The sequence below is a fragment of the Streptomyces sp. NPDC014006 genome, assembly GCF_043088925.1.
Taxonomy (GTDB): Bacteria; Actinomycetota; Actinomycetes; order Streptomycetales; family Streptomycetaceae; genus Streptomyces.
The window spans coordinates 95,429-109,315 of the sequence record NZ_JBICAJ010000015.1; the positions used below are offsets into that span (position 1 = coordinate 95,429).

At 72.5% G+C, this 13,887-nt stretch carries 11 protein-coding genes; 9 read left to right on the plus strand and 2 right to left on the minus strand.

Features of this window, described 5'->3' with window-relative positions:
* Positions 1-7: 7 nt before the first annotated feature.
* Positions 8-757 carry a GntR family transcriptional regulator gene (locus ACF1GV_RS36585; RefSeq protein ID WP_391689982.1) on the minus strand — a complete coding sequence of 250 codons (750 nt, stop codon included), beginning with the start codon at positions 755-757 and terminating at the stop codon, positions 8-10.
* Positions 758-798: 41 nt separating this feature from the next.
* Complete coding sequence (gene hmgA, locus ACF1GV_RS36590; protein ID WP_391689985.1) at positions 799-2,133, minus strand: homogentisate 1,2-dioxygenase; 1,335 nt, start codon at positions 2,131-2,133, stop codon at positions 799-801.
* 192 nt (positions 2,134-2,325) lie between these two features.
* On the opposite strand from hmgA, the gene ACF1GV_RS36595 reads away from it, so the two are divergent.
* The 9 genes from ACF1GV_RS36595 to ACF1GV_RS36635 all read left to right on the plus strand — a co-directional run bounded on the left by ACF1GV_RS36595 (position 2,326) and on the right by ACF1GV_RS36635 (position 13,877).
* Positions 2,326-2,871, plus strand: a complete 546-nt coding sequence (locus ACF1GV_RS36595) for a hypothetical protein (protein WP_391689988.1) — start codon at positions 2,326-2,328, stop codon at positions 2,869-2,871.
* Between the two features lie 94 nt (positions 2,872-2,965).
* Positions 2,966-3,583 (plus strand): TetR/AcrR family transcriptional regulator, encoded by a 618-nt coding sequence (locus tag ACF1GV_RS36600; protein ID WP_363266870.1) that lies wholly within the window; start codon positions 2,966-2,968, stop codon positions 3,581-3,583.
* 274 nt (positions 3,584-3,857) lie between these two features.
* Positions 3,858-6,110: a molybdopterin oxidoreductase family protein gene (locus ACF1GV_RS36605; RefSeq protein WP_391689991.1), complete on the plus strand. Its 2,253-nt coding sequence runs from the start codon at positions 3,858-3,860 to the stop codon at positions 6,108-6,110.
* 136 nt (positions 6,111-6,246) lie between these two features.
* Positions 6,247-7,656, plus strand: a complete 1,410-nt coding sequence (locus ACF1GV_RS36610; protein WP_391689993.1) for a CitMHS family transporter — start codon at positions 6,247-6,249, stop codon at positions 7,654-7,656.
* Positions 7,657-7,677: 21 nt separating this feature from the next.
* A complete protein-coding gene (locus tag ACF1GV_RS36615; RefSeq protein WP_391689996.1) occupies positions 7,678-8,949 on the plus strand; it encodes an MFS transporter in 1,272 nt (423 codons plus the stop codon).
* A gap of 100 nt (positions 8,950-9,049) precedes the next feature.
* Entirely contained in the window at positions 9,050-9,718 is a 669-nt protein-coding gene (locus ACF1GV_RS36620; RefSeq protein ID WP_391689999.1) for a hypothetical protein, read from the plus strand.
* Complete coding sequence (locus ACF1GV_RS36625) at positions 9,705-10,517, plus strand: class F sortase (RefSeq protein ID WP_391690002.1); 813 nt, start codon at positions 9,705-9,707, stop codon at positions 10,515-10,517. The genes ACF1GV_RS36620 and ACF1GV_RS36625 overlap by 14 nt, the downstream gene beginning before the upstream one ends.
* 244 nt (positions 10,518-10,761) lie before the next feature.
* Positions 10,762-12,096, plus strand: coding sequence for an ABC transporter ATP-binding protein (locus ACF1GV_RS36630; RefSeq protein ID WP_391690004.1), 1,335 nt, complete (start codon positions 10,762-10,764; stop codon positions 12,094-12,096).
* Between the two features lie 392 nt (positions 12,097-12,488).
* Entirely contained in the window at positions 12,489-13,877 is a 1,389-nt protein-coding gene (locus tag ACF1GV_RS36635; RefSeq protein WP_391690006.1) for an aldehyde dehydrogenase family protein, read from the plus strand.
* The last annotated feature ends 10 nt before the right edge of the window (positions 13,878-13,887 follow it).

Sequence of the window (13,887 nt, forward strand, 5' to 3'; positions counted from 1 at the left end):
GACGCGCTCAGTGGGCCTCGAGGGTGACCGTGAAGGAGAACCGGTCGCCGCGGTAGTGGATGACCACCACGTCCAGCACCCGCCCCTGCTGGTCGTAGGTGATGCCGGTGTAGTGCAGGATCGGGCTCAGCAGCGGCACCTGGAGCAGGCGGGACGTCTCCGGGTCGGCCAGCCGGGCCTCCACGGTGTCCGTGATCCGGCTGATGTCCGCGCCCACGACGTCCCGCAGCACCTTCGTCATCGGCCAGCGGGTCAGGTCCTCGGGGTCGATACGGGTGGCCAGTTCGGGCCGCACCCAGTTGCGGGCGTGGTTGGTCGGCTCACCTGTCTTCTCGTCGCTGCGCAGCCGGTGGTACGTCGCCGCCTCGGTCAGCCCCGGGAAGAAACCGGCGAGTTCGGCCGGCACGGGACCGCGGCCGTGCTCCAGCAGCTCGGTCACCATGCCGGACTGCTGGGCCACGATCGCGTCCACCGAGCCCAGCAGCCGCACCGGGGCGCCCCGCTGGGCGGCGGGCTCGATGAACGTGCCGCGCCGCCGGTGCCGGGTGATCAGCCCCTCCTCCTCCAGCTCCTTCAGCGCCTGCCGCATGGTCAGCACGCTGACGCCGTAGTGCCCGGCCAGCTGTTCCTCGGTGGGCAGGCGCAGCGGGTCCTGGGGCGAGCGGCCGAGTATCGAGGCACGCAGCGACTGCGACACCTGGTACCACAGCGGCAGCTTGCGGTTCAGGACGATGGAATCCGGGGCGAAGGAGGTCACGGGCCATCCGTACCGGTCGGGGCGGGGTCACTGCAACCGGATCACGAAGGTGTCCGGAAGTGACGCTCCAGGCCCTGCCAGACGTCGTCGTAGCGCTGCTGGAGGTGGTCCGCGCGCGCCGCGTGCGGGGTGAGCGTCACCGGCCAGCGGGTCTCGAACATGAACGCGAGGCCGTCGTCGAGCTTCTGCGGCTTCAGCTCGGCCGCACTCGCCTTTTCGAACGTGTCCCGGTCCGGCCCGTGCGCCGACATCATGTTGTGCAGCGAGCCACCGCCCGGTACGAAGCCTTCCGCCTTCGCGTCGTAGGCGCCCTCGATCAGGCCCATGTACTCGCTCATCACGTTCCGGTGGAAGTACGGCGGCCGGAACGTGTCCTCGCCGACCAGCCAGCGCGGCGCGAAGACGACGAAGTCGACACCGGCCAGCCCCGGGGTGTCGCTGGGCGAGGTCAGCACCGTGAAGATCGACGGGTCCGGGTGGTCGTAGGAGATCGTCCCGATGACGTTGAAACGGCGCAGGTCGTAGACGTACGGGACGAGATTGCCGTGCCAGGCGACGACGTCCAGCGGCGAGTGGTCGTACGTCGCGTGCCACAGGTTGCCGCAGAACTTGTTCACCACCTCCACCGGCCCCTCGACGTCCTCGTACGCGGCGACCGGCGCCTGGAAGTCCCGGGCGTTGGCCAGGCCGTTGGCGCCGATCGGGCCGAGGTCGGGCAGGCGGAAGGGTGCGCCGTAGTTCTCGCAGACGTAACCGCGGGCGGCCGGTCCGCCATCGGACACAGTGTCGAGGAGCTCGACACGGAAGCGCACCCCGCGCGGGATCAGCGCCACATGGCCGGGCTCGGCGTGCAGCATGCCGAACTCCGTGTGCAGCAGCAGCCCGCCGCGCTCCGGCACGATCAGCAGCTCACCGTCCGCGTTGCTGAAGACGCGGTCCATGGAGGCGTTGGCGTGGTACAGGTGCACGGCCATGCCGGTGCGCTCGGTGGCGTCACCGTTGCCGCCGAGCGTCCACAGGCCGGCCAGGAAGTCCGTCTCGGGCCCCGGCTCGGGCAGCGGGTTCCAGCGCAGCCGGTTCGGGTCGGGCGCGGTCTGGGTGAACGGGGCCGTGCGCAGCGCGCCGTTTCCGGTACGGGTGAACGCCGGGTGGGCGGCCGAGGGGTGGATGCGGTACAGCCACGAGCGGCGGTTGTGCGCCCTCGGCTCGGTGAACGCCGTCCCGCTCAGCTGCTCCGCGTACAGCCCGAGGGGGGCGCGCTGGGGCGAGTTGCGGCCGACGGGCAGGGCGCCCGGAACGGCCTCCGAGCTGTGCTCGTTGCCGAATCCCGACAGGTAGGTCAGCCCCTCGGCAATCTTGCGCGCGTCCCCGCTCATATCGCTCCCTTGCGCTGTTCTTGTGTGCGCTGCTCTTGCATCGTCGGATTCCGGCGGCCGGAATCCTATGTATCACCGTAGGATTGCGGTTTCGCGGGCGCAAGAGGGATACCGGCCCTACCGGAGGACTACGGCCGGAACCCGACCTCAGGGGGATCCGGCGGGCCGGACGGCTGTTCTACGCTCCCGGACATGGCATGGAGGCGTGGGCTTCTCGCCGCGCTCGTGGTCACTGTCCTGCTGTTTCTCGCATCGGCGGGCTGCGGCTCGGGTGAGGCTCGGAGCCGGGAGAAACAGGGCACGGGGGACACCACCCGGCCGGTGGGCAAGGTCCTCGACGACACGGACGAGGAGGGGCGGCACTATCGCGAGATCGGCGCAAAACACGCGCCCGAGGTGGGCGTCGAGGTGCAGCCCCGCACCGGTGGCACGTGGGACGTACGGCTGATACTCCGCCGCTTCCGCCTCTCGCCGGCCGGTACGAAGGCCGAGGCGGTGGCCGGGCGCGGCACGGCCCGCCTGTCCGTGGACGGCCGCCGGGTCGCCGATCTGCGTACGCCCACGTACCGCCTGCCGGCCCGCCTGGTCCCGCACGGCCTGCACCACGTCACGGTCCGCCTCTACGCCGACGACGGCACGGTCTGGGCGGTCGGCGGCAAGGCGGTGCAGAGCACGGCGGACGTCACGGCGTCGGGAGGTGCCCCGGGTCCCCTGGAGCGGGACGCGGTGCGGCGGTGAGACGCGACGGGTTCCGGCGCCCCGCGATGAGCGGTGGCGGCGCTTCCGTGCGTACCGGGGGGCGAGGTTCACCGGACCCCGGCGGAAAGGCATCATGATGCCCGTGCCCGACGCGACATCCCTTCGCCGTGCGCCCGTCCAGCGGCGCAGTGCCGAACGGCTGACCAGGATCCTCGACGCATGCGCCGACCTGCTCGACGAGGTCGGCTACGACGCTCTGAGCACCCGTGCGGTCGCGCTGCGCGCCGGCGTGCCCATCGGCTCGGTCTACCGGTTCTTCGGCAACAAACGGCAGATGGCCGACGCGCTCGCGCAGCGCAACCTCGACCGCTACACCGAGCGGGCCGTCGAACGGCTCAAGGGTGTCGCCCGGGGCGACTGGCGCGCGGCGACGGACGCGGTGCTGGACGAGTACCTGGCCATGAAGCGCACGGCACCCGGCTTCTCCCTCGTCGACTTCGGCAACCAGATACCCATCGGCACCGCGCACGCCGAGCCCAACCTGCGGGTCGCCGGCCGGCTGACGGACCTGCTGGCGGGCTTTCTGGGCCGCGAACCGGACGAGTCACTGCGCCGCACCTTCCTGGTAGCCGTGGAGACGGCCGACGCGCTGGTCCACCTGGCGTTCCGGATGAACCCCCAGGGCGATGAGGGAATCATCACGGAAACCCGGGAACTGCTGCGGGCGTACCTGGGGCGGGTCCTGGACTGAGCGGCGCTGTGCCCCGACCCGCAGACGGCCGCAGGCGCTACCGCAACCGGCCACCGGACAGCAACGGGCCGCCGCAGGCACATGAGGGGCGCGGGGAACTGTGCGAGCAACCACAACGAAACCCGCAGACGAAGAACAGACCCCCCGAGAAGTCCCCCACCGCGCCCCTCCCCTTCGAGCATACCGCTCGGTATGCTCGGCCGCGTCCGCGCGTCAGCCGTGACGCCGTAACGTCGCGACGCCGTGCCGCCGCGCCGCACCCCCGGGAGGACCCGTGCCCCGCACCGCCCTGCGAATCTGCCCCCTGTGCGAGGCCACCTGCGGGCTGACCCTGACCATCGAGGGCACCCAGGTCACCGGCGCCCGCGGCGACCGCGACGACGTGTTCAGCAAGGGGTTCATCTGCCCCAAGGGCGCCTCCTTCGGTGCCGTGGACTCCGACCCCGACCGGCTGCGCACCCCGCTGGTCCGCCGGGACGGCGAACTGCGGGAAGCCACCTGGCAGGAAGCCTTCGACGCCGTCGCCGCGGGCATCCGGCCCGTCGTCGAGCGGCACGGACCGAACGCCGTCGGCGTCGTCCTCGGCAACCCCAACGTGCACACCATGGCCGGCGGTCTCTACCCGCCGGTCCTGATCGCCGCCCTCGGCACCCGCAGCCTGTTCACCGCGTCCACCGTCGACCAGATGCCCAAGCACGTCTCCAGCGGCCTCCTCTACGGCGACGCCAACCTGATCCCCGTCCCCGACCTGGACCGCACCGACCACCTCCTGCTCCTCGGCGCCAACCCGCTGGAGTCCAACGGCAGTCTGTGCACCGCCCCCGACTTCCCCGGCCGGCTCAAGGCCCTCAAGGCCCGCGGCGGAACGCTCACGGTGATCGACCCGCGCCGCACCCGCACCGCCCGGCTCGCCGACCGGCACCTCGCCATCCGCCCCGGCACCGACGCCCTGCTGCTCGCGGCGATGGCCCACGTCCTCTTCGAGGAAGGGCTCGTGCAGCTCGGCGAGTTGACCGCCCATGTCCAGGGCGTCGAGGAACTCAGGGACGCGACAAGGGACTTCACGCCGGAAGCCGCGGCCGCCGCCTGCGACATCGACGCCGGCGTCATCCGCACCCTGGCCCGCGAACTGGCCGCGGCCGAGTCCGCCGCCGTATACGGCCGCATCGGCAGTTGCACCGTCCCGTTCGGCACGCTCGGCAGCTGGCTCGTCGACGTCCTCAACATCCTCACCGGCAACCTCGACCGCCCCGGCGGTGCCCTCTTCCCGCAGGCCGCCACCGACAAGGCGCCCCGCCCGGCCGGTCCCGGCCGCGGCTTCGAGCTGGGCCGCTGGCACTCCCGCGTCAGCAAGCACCCGGAAGCCAAGGGCGAGTTGCCGCTGTCCGCGCTGTCCGAGGAGATCGACACCGCGACCGAGGACGGCGCACCCGTCCGCGCGCTGATCGCGATCGCCGCCAACCCGGTCCTGTCGGCCCCCGACGGCGACCGTCTCGACAAGGCCCTCGCCTCGCTGGACTTCGTGATCAGCGTCGACCCGTACCTCAACGAGACCTCGCGCCACGCCGACGTCGTCCTGCCGCCGCCCCCGCCCGCGCAGAGCCCGCACCACGACTTCGCCTTCAACACCCTCGCCGTGCGCAACCAGGTCCGTTACACCCGTCCCGCCGTCCCGCTGGAGCAGGACCGGATGGCCGAGACCGAGATCCTCGCCCGGCTGATCCTGGCCGCGAGCGGCATGCACGGCGCCGAGCCGTCCGCGGTGGACGCGATGGTGATCGACCAGACCCTCACCAAGGCGGTCCGCGACCCGCACTCGCCCGTGCACGGCGGCGACCCGAAGGAACTGGCCGCACTGCTCACCGGCGACAACGGCCCCGAGCGCCGGCTCGACCTGATGCTGCGCCTCGGCCCCTACGGCGACGGCTTCGGCGCACAGCCCGAGGGGCTGACCCTGGAGAAGCTGCTCGCCCACCCGCACGGCATTGATCTCGGCCCGCTGCGGCCCCGCCTGCCGCAGCCGCTGAAGACGGTCAGCGGCAAGGTCGAGTTGCTGCCCGCGCCGATCGCCGGCGACCTGCCCCGGCTCCGGGCGGCCCTGCGCGAGCGCGCCACCGGGCTGGTCCTGGTCGGCCGGCGCCATCTGCGGTCCAACAACAGCTGGATGCACAACATCCCGGCCCTGACCGGCGGCTCCAACCGCTGCACCCTGCACCTGAACCCCGAGGACGCCGAACGCCTGGGACTGCGGGACGGAGCGGCCGTGCGCATCAAGGGCGCCGGGGGAGAGGTCACCGCGCCCGCCGAGGTCACCGACGCGGTCCGCCCCGGCGTCGTCAGCCTGCCGCACGGCTGGGGACACGACCGCCCCGGCACCCGGCAGAGCCACGCCGCCGCCGACCCCGGCGCCAACGTCAACCAGCTCCTCGACGGCAGCCTGCTCGACCCGCTGTCCGGCAACGCGGTCCTCAACGGCGTGCCCGTCGAGGTGTCCGCCGTGACCGAAAAGCTCACCCAGCTGACCTGAGCAAAGCTGTGACCTGGAGTTTTGCGCTTATTGCTCGCGTGTCAACGTCTTGTTAACGCTGTTTGACGCGACCTAACGTCGTCCGCACCGCCGGCCCCTGGTGGGATGTTCAAGGGCGAACGTTAGGTATCCACTCATGCTGACCATCCTCGGCTTCGCCATGATCGCGACCTTCCTGGTCCTGATCATGCTGAAGAAGATGTCGCCGATCGCGGCGCTCGTGCTCATACCGGCACTGTTCTGTGTCTTCGTGGGCAAGGGCGCCAAGCTCGGCGACTACGTCATCGACGGAGTCACCGGCCTCGCCCCCACCGCGGCGATGCTGATGTTCGCGATCGTCTACTTCGGTGTGATGATCGACGTCGGTCTCTTCGACCCGATCGTGCGCGGGATTCTCAAGTTCTGCAAAGCAGACCCGCTGCGGATCGTCGTGGGCACCGCCGTGCTCGCGGCGATCGTCTCGCTGGACGGCGACGGCTCGACCACCTTCATGATCACCGTCTCGGCGATGTACCCGCTGTACAAGCGCCTGAAGATGAGCCTGGTCGTGATGACCGGCGTGGCCGCCATGGCCAACGGCGTGATGAACACGCTGCCGTGGGGCGGCCCCACCGCCCGCGCGGCGACCGCGCTGAAGCTCGACGCCAGTGACATCTTCGTACCGATGATCCCGGCCCTGGCCATGGGCCTGCTGTTCGTCTTCGCCCTCGCCTACGTCCTCGGCCGCCGCGAGCGCAAGCGGCTCGGCGTGCTGACGCTGGACGAGGTGCTGGTCGAGGAGCCCGCCGAGCCGGAGACGGTCCTCGTGGGCGCGGGCACCGGCACCGGCAAGGGCACCAAGGGCACCAAGGCCGTCACCGGTGGCCCGGGCGGCGGCGTGGACCTTCCCGAGGAGTTTGACGGCTTCCAGGGCCTCGACCCGCACCGCGCCACCCTGCGCCCCAAGCTGTACTGGTTCAACGCACTCCTCACGGTCGCGCTGCTCACCGCCATGATCATGGAGTTGCTGCCGATCCCGGTGCTGTTCCTGCTCGGCGCCGCGCTCGCGCTGACCGTCAACTTCCCGCACATGCCCGACCAGAAGGCCCGGATCGCCGCGCACGCCGAGAACGTCCTCAACGTCTCCGGCATGGTCTTCGCCGCCGCCGTGTTCACCGGCGTCCTGCAGGGCACCGGCATGGTCGACCACATGGCCAAGTGGCTGGTGCACAACATCCCCGACGGCATGGGCCCGCACATGGCCTTCGTCACCGGCCTGTTGAGCATCCCGCTGACGTACTTCATGTCCAACGACGGCTTCTACTTCGGCATCCTGCCGGTCCTCGCCGAGGCGGGACAGGCGCACGGGGTCTCCGCGGTGGAGGTCGCCCGCGCCTCGATCATCGGCCAGCCGCTGCACATGTCCAGCCCGCTCGTCCCGGCCGTCTACGTCCTGGTCGGCATGGCCAAGGTCGAGTTCGGCGACCACACCCGGTTCGTCGTGAAGTGGGCCGCGCTGACCTCGCTGGTGGTGCTCGGCGCGGCCGTCCTGTTCGGCATCATCTGACCCCTCACGGAGGAAGAACCCATGGCGCCCGGTGGGAACCGCGGCTGGCTGCTCCGCCTCGTCATCGCCTTCGGCTTCGCGCAGGGGGCGGTGTCGATGGCCCGGCCCGCCGTCTCCTACCGGGCCCTCGCACTGGGCGCCGACGAGCGGGCGGTCGGCGTCATCGCGGGCGTGTACGCGCTGCTGCCGCTCTTCGCCGCCGTACCGCTCGGCCGCCGCACCGACCACGGCCGGTGCGCACCGCTGCTGCCGGCCGGCGTGGTCCTGATCGCCGGCGGCTGCGCCCTCAGCGGGCTCGCCGGGTCGCTGTGGGCGATGGCGGTGTGGAGCGGGGTGATGGGCCTCGGCCACCTCTGCTTCGTCATCGGCGCCCAGTCGCTCGTCGCCCGCCAGTCCGCCCCGCACGAACAGGACCGCAACTTCGGCCACTTCACCATCGGGGCCTCCCTCGGCCAGCTCGTCGGCCCGGTCGCCGCCGGCGCCCTGATCGGCGGCGCGGACATGGCCGGCGGCAGCGCCCGCGCGCTGCTCGTCGCGGGCGCGGGTGCGGCGGCCGCGTTCACGTCGTTGTGGCGCATCGAGCACCGGCGTACCGCGCCCACGTCCCGTATCGAGCGGGGGGAGCCGGTGCCGGTGCGGGGCATCCTGCGCACGCGGGGCGTTCCGGCGGGCATCCTCGTCAGCCTCGCGGTGCTGTCCGCGACCGACGTCCTCACCGCCTACCTCCCGGTGGTCGGCGAGCACCGCGGCATCGCGCCGAGCGTCATCGGCGTCCTGCTCTCGCTGCGGGCGGCGGCCACCATCGCCTGCCGTCTGGTGCTCACACCGCTGCTGCGGCTGCTCGGCCGCACGCTGCTGCTGACGGTGACCTGTCTGCTGGCGGGCGTGCTGTGCGCCGGGATCGCGCTGCCGCTGCCGGTGTGGGCGCTCGGCGTGACGCTCGTCGTGCTCGGGTTCTGCCTCGGGGTGGGGCAGCCGCTGTCCATGACGACCGTCGTGCAGGCGGCGCCCGGCGACGCGCGCTCCACCGCGCTCGCCCTGCGGCTGACGGGCAACCGGCTGGGCCAGGTGGCCGCGCCCGCCGCGGCGGGCCTGGTCGCCGGGGTCGCCGGGGTGGCGGCGCCGTTCGTGATGCTCGGGGCGTTGCTGCTGGTGTCGGCGGGGGTCGCGCTGCGGGCGCCGGACGGTGGTGGCCGGTCCGGCGGGGGCGGGGAGGCCGGGGGTGACGGAGCCGGGGAGACCGGCGGGAAGGGGCGGAAGCGGTCCGGGCTGCGCCGTACGAGCGATATCTGACGACGCGCCGGGTGCGGTGCCAGGAGCCGTCGATCACGTGTCGCAGAGTCCAGGACGAAAGAGCGATTGTATGAAAATCGTCCTGACTCGGAGGAACCCCATGCCCACCCTGACACTTCCACGTCCCTTCGGCTCCCGCGCAGGCGCCGCCGCCGTCGTCCTCACCGCCCTGGCGGCGTCCGGCGCGTCATGGGTCGCGGCGCCCGCCGCGGTGGCTCAGGGCGAGAACGGCGACATCCGGATCCATCGCGAGCGCGGGCGCGACCACGAAACGCGCTACGACGGCTCCCGGGAAGACTCCGTGGTCTGCAGGTTCTATCTCGACGCGGTCAACTTCGACGGGCTGCCGAGCGTCGCCTACACGATCGTGCCGCAGCCGCCGCTGCCCACCGCCGCCACCACCACGGGCACCATCCCACTGGCCGGCGGTGCCGGACACACCGAGGTCCTCGGGCTGGCGGACGGCCAGTACAAGCTGACCTGGACCGCCGGCACACTCAAGGAGAAGGTGTTCCGTGTCAGGTGCCCCGAGAGGGGCAACCGGGCGCCCGGCCCCGGCCGGATCGAGGACCGCGAGCAGCGCGGTGACGCGGCCTGGGGCCGCGACCAGAACGGGCCGCGCGGTGGCGTGCACGCGGGCGGCGGCGGGCTCGTCGACACGGCGGCCGCCTACACGCCGGTGACCGCGTCGGCGGGCGTCGGCGTGGTCGCCATCGGCGCCGCCGTGTACTTCCGGATGATGCGCCGGCGCAACCATGGTGCGGCCTAGGCGCACCCGCAGGCCCTGGTACCGGACCCGTGCCTACCGCCTCGCCAGGACGGCCGTGCTGACGGTCGTCCTGGCGACGGTGGGGATCCGGTGCTCGGGAGACGACCAGTCGGCCGCGCCGACCCAGGCGGGCGCACCGGGCGTGGTGGCGGTCGCCGGCGCGCGGCCCGTTGGCGCCGACGCACCCCACGTGGACCGGGAGGGCGCCGGGACGGCCCGGCCCCGCAGCAGCTCAGCGGCCCTGCAGCCCCGGCCCCGCAGCAGTCCTCCGGCCCTGCGGCCCCGGCCCAGTCACAAGGTGGCCCGCGTCCGGGCCCGCCCCACACCCCCGACCGGCCCGCTGCCCCGATCCCGGCCCACCACGTTCCGCGTCCCGTCGCTCGGGATCGACGCACCGGTCACCGGACTGCGGCTGGACGGGGACCGGGAACTGCAGACGCCCCCGGTCGACCGGCCCAAACTCGTCGGCTGGTACCAGGGCGGGCCCACGCCCGGTGAGCCGGGCACCGCGATCGCCGTCGGGCACCGCGACACCACCAAGGGCCCCGCCGTCTTCGCCGGGCTCGCCCTGGTCAAGCCCGGCAGGACCATCGAGGTGCGGCGCGCGGACGGCCGTACCGCCGTCTACACCGTGGACCGGGTGCGGGTGTTCGACAAGTCCGGCTTCCCGGACAAGGAGGTGTACGGCCCGTCCCGGCGCCCTGAGCTGCGCGTGATCACCTGCGGGGGCCTGTTCAGCCGGCGCACCGGGTACACCAGCAATGTGGTCGTCTTCGCCCATCTGACCGGCATCAAGTGACCTGCGGTGACGGCGTCCCACCCGTGCCGCGGGTCGGCCGGTGCGGCAACCCCGGCCCCCGGCGAATCTGAATGCTCCCTTCCGCTTTCTCATCTGCTGGACGGGAGCGCGTGATGCCGCCCGGTGTCTTCCCTCGGCCGAGTGCGTTCCGTTAACTTCCGTGACTCACACGCCCCGTGCATCCCGGACGGGGCGTCCGACCGCGGAGCACCTGCGCCCCCGTCTGGCCTCAGGGACGACACTCATGACACGCGCCATCTCCCTGCACGACATCAGCAAGGTCTACGCCAAAGGCGCCCGCGTGGTGGACCGGCTCACGCTGGACATCGCGCCCGGCGAGTTCCTCGTCCTGCTCGGCCCCTCCGGATGCGGCAAGTCCACCGTGCTGCGCATGATCGCCGGCCTGGAGGAGATCACCGACGGCACGCTGCTGCTCGACGGCGAGTGGGCCAACGACCTGCCGCCGTCCGCCCGGGACATCGCGATGGTGTTCCAGAACTTCGCCCTGTACCCGAGCATGACCAGCCGCGACAACATCGGCTTCCCGCTGCGGATCGAGTCCCCCGGCGCCGACCCGAGCCCCCGGGTGGACGCCACCGCCCGGATGCTCGGCATCGAGGAACTCCTCGACCGCTTCCCCGCCCAGCTCTCCGGCGGCGAACGGCAGCGCGTCGCGATGGGGCGGGCCATCGCCCGCCACCCGTCGGCGTTCCTCATGGACGAACCGCTGTCCAACCTCGACGCCAAGCTCCGCAACCACCTGCGCGCCGAGATCTCCACGCTCACCCGGGAACTGGGCGTCACCACGGTGTACGTCACCCACGACCAGGGCGAGGCCATGTCCCTCGGCGACCGGGTCGCCGTCCTGCGCGGCGGTGTGCTCCAGCAGGTCGGCAGCCCGCGCGACGTGTACGCCCTGCCGCGCAACATCTTCGTCGCCGCGTTCATCGGCACCCCGCGCATCAATCTGCTGCGCGGTCTGGTGCGCGCCCCGCTCGACGGTGCGATGACGATCAGCCTGGGCAAGCAGTTCCTGCGGCTGCCGGAGCCGCTGTCCCTGGACCACCAGTTGCTCCGTGTCCAGCAGGGCCGCGAGGTCATCGTGGGCCTGCGTTCGGAGGCCGTGCGCATCGCCAAGCACAGCGCCGCCCGGCCCGGGGAGGTGCCGCTCACCGGGCTCGTGGAACACGTCGAGTTCCAGGGCCACGAGAGCCTGGTCCACTTCAACACCGGCTCCCGCCCCGCCGTCGTACCGGAGCTGGAGGCCCCGCGCCCGGCGTCGCGTCCGGCGCGGCGGCGCCGGCGTGAGGGATCCGTCCTGGAGCGGCTGCGCGAGCGGGCGGGGGCGCTGCGGGCCGGGCCGGTCGTGGTCCTGGACCACCCGGCCGAGCCCGAGACCGACCCCGCGCCGACCGCCCGCGTCCCCGGCGACCTGGTCGTCCGCACCACGCCCGACCTGCGGCTGCGCCACGGCATGCAGGTCCCGCTCCTGGTCGACCTGGCCCACCTCTTCGTCTTCGACCAGCACGGCGAACGCATCTGCCCGTCCCCCTCCGACCTCCCGGACCTCGACGAGTAGGAACCCCACCAGTACGACGGGCTCAGGCAGCCCGCACCCGCGTACGGCGGGAAGGGGACCGGGTGGGGGGGCGTCCGCCCGCAGCGGCCGGCACCGGCGCAGGGCTCCCCTCCTCGGGAACGGGCGGCCGGACCGAGGACGGCCACCCCCACCCCGGCCCCGGCTCACGACGAACCGCGGGCGCTGGGCACGCCACGACGCACCGCAACGGGCCGCCGCAGGCACGAAGGGGCGCGGGGAACCGCGTGACCAGCCACAACGAACGCCGCACAGGCCGCCGCAGGCACCCACGCCGACTCCCACGACGTGATGTCACAAGGCGGCGTCTGGCGCAGTAAAACTATCGCCGCTAGTTTGTGTGTCGGACGACGAGACCCGCGCGGAGGAACACGATGAAGGCACACGACGGCATGTACCTCGACGGCGCCTGGCGCCCCGCCGCCGGCGACGGCGTGATCGAGGTGGTGAACCCGGCCGACCAGCAGGTCATCGCACAGGTCCCGGCCGGCGACGCCGCGGACGTCGACAACGCCGTACGGGCCGCGCGCGCCGCCCTGCCGGCCTGGGCCGCCACCCCGCCCGCCGAGCGCGCCGCACGCCTGGCCGCCCTGCGGGACGCACTCGCGGCGCGCAAGGACGAGATCGCCGAGACGGTCACCGCCGAACTCGGCTCCCCGCTGCCCTTCTCGCAGAACGTGCACGCGGCCGTGCCGATCGCCGTCGCCGGTTCCTACGCGGAGCTGGCCGCGACGTACCCCTTCGAGGAGAAGGCCGGCAACTCCACCGTGTACCACGAGCCGATCGGCGTCGTCGGCGCGATCACGCCGTGGAACTACCCGCTGCACCAGATCGTCGCCAAGGTCGCCCCGGCCCTCGCCGCCGGCTGCACGGTCGTCCTCAAGCCCGCCGAGGACACCCCGCTGACCGCCCAGCTGTTCGCCGAGGCGGTGCACGAGGCGGGACTCCCGGCCGGTGTGTTCAACCTGGTCACCGGCCTCGGCCCGGTCGCCGGCCAGGCCCTCGCCGAGCACCCCGGCGTCGACATGGTCTCCTTCACCGGCTCCACCGCCGTCGGCCGCCGTATCGGCGCGCTGGCCGGTGCCGCGATCAAGAAGGTCGCCCTGGAGCTGGGCGGCAAGTCCGCCAACGTCGTCCTGCCCTCCGCCGACCTCGCCAAGGCCGTCAACGTCGGGGTGGCCAACGTGATGTCCAACTCCGGGCAGACGTGCAGCGCCTGGACGCGCATGCTGGTCCACCGCGACCAGTACGACGAGGCCGTCGCGCTCGCCGCTGCCGCCGCCGCGAAGTACGGCGACCGCATCGGGCCGCTCGTCAACGCCAAGCAGCAGGAGCGGGTGCTCGGCTACATCGAGAAGGGCATCACCGAGGGCGCCCGGCTCGTCGTCGGCGGCCCCGAATCCCCGCGCGAGCGCGGCTGCTTCGTCAGCCCCACCGTCTTCGCCGACGTCACCCCCGACATGACGATCGCGCAGGAGGAGATCTTCGGCCCGGTCCTGTCGATTCTGTGCTACGACGACGAGGACGACGCCCTGCGCATCGCCAACGGCACGGTCTACGGCCTGGCCGGCGCGGTGTGGGCGGGCGACGAGGCGGAGGCGGTGGCCTTCGCGCGCCGCATGGACACCGGCCAGGTCGACATCAACGGCGGCCGCTTCAACCCCCTCGCCCCCTTCGGCGGCTACAAGCAGTCCGGCGTCGGCCGCGAGCTGGGGGCCCACGGCCTCACCGAGTACCTCCAGACCAAGTCCCTGCAGTTCTAGGAGAGTTCAC

Coding starts and splice junctions, on each gene's coding strand:
- hmgA (WP_391689985.1), bottom strand. CDS start 2,133: ATGAGCGGGGACGCGCGCAAGATTGCCGAGGGGCTGACCTACCTGTCG.
- ACF1GV_RS36595 (WP_391689988.1), top strand. CDS start 2,326: ATGGCATGGAGGCGTGGGCTTCTCGCCGCGCTCGTGGTCACTGTCCTG.
- ACF1GV_RS36600 (WP_363266870.1), top strand. CDS start 2,966: ATGATGCCCGTGCCCGACGCGACATCCCTTCGCCGTGCGCCCGTCCAG.
- ACF1GV_RS36610 (WP_391689993.1), top strand. CDS start 6,247: ATGCTGACCATCCTCGGCTTCGCCATGATCGCGACCTTCCTGGTCCTG.
- ACF1GV_RS36615 (WP_391689996.1), top strand. CDS start 7,678: ATGGCGCCCGGTGGGAACCGCGGCTGGCTGCTCCGCCTCGTCATCGCC.
- ACF1GV_RS36620 (WP_391689999.1), top strand. CDS start 9,050: ATGCCCACCCTGACACTTCCACGTCCCTTCGGCTCCCGCGCAGGCGCC.
- ACF1GV_RS36625 (WP_391690002.1), top strand. CDS start 9,705: ATGGTGCGGCCTAGGCGCACCCGCAGGCCCTGGTACCGGACCCGTGCC.
- ACF1GV_RS36630 (WP_391690004.1), top strand. CDS start 10,762: ATGACACGCGCCATCTCCCTGCACGACATCAGCAAGGTCTACGCCAAA.
- ACF1GV_RS36635 (WP_391690006.1), top strand. CDS start 12,489: ATGAAGGCACACGACGGCATGTACCTCGACGGCGCCTGGCGCCCCGCC.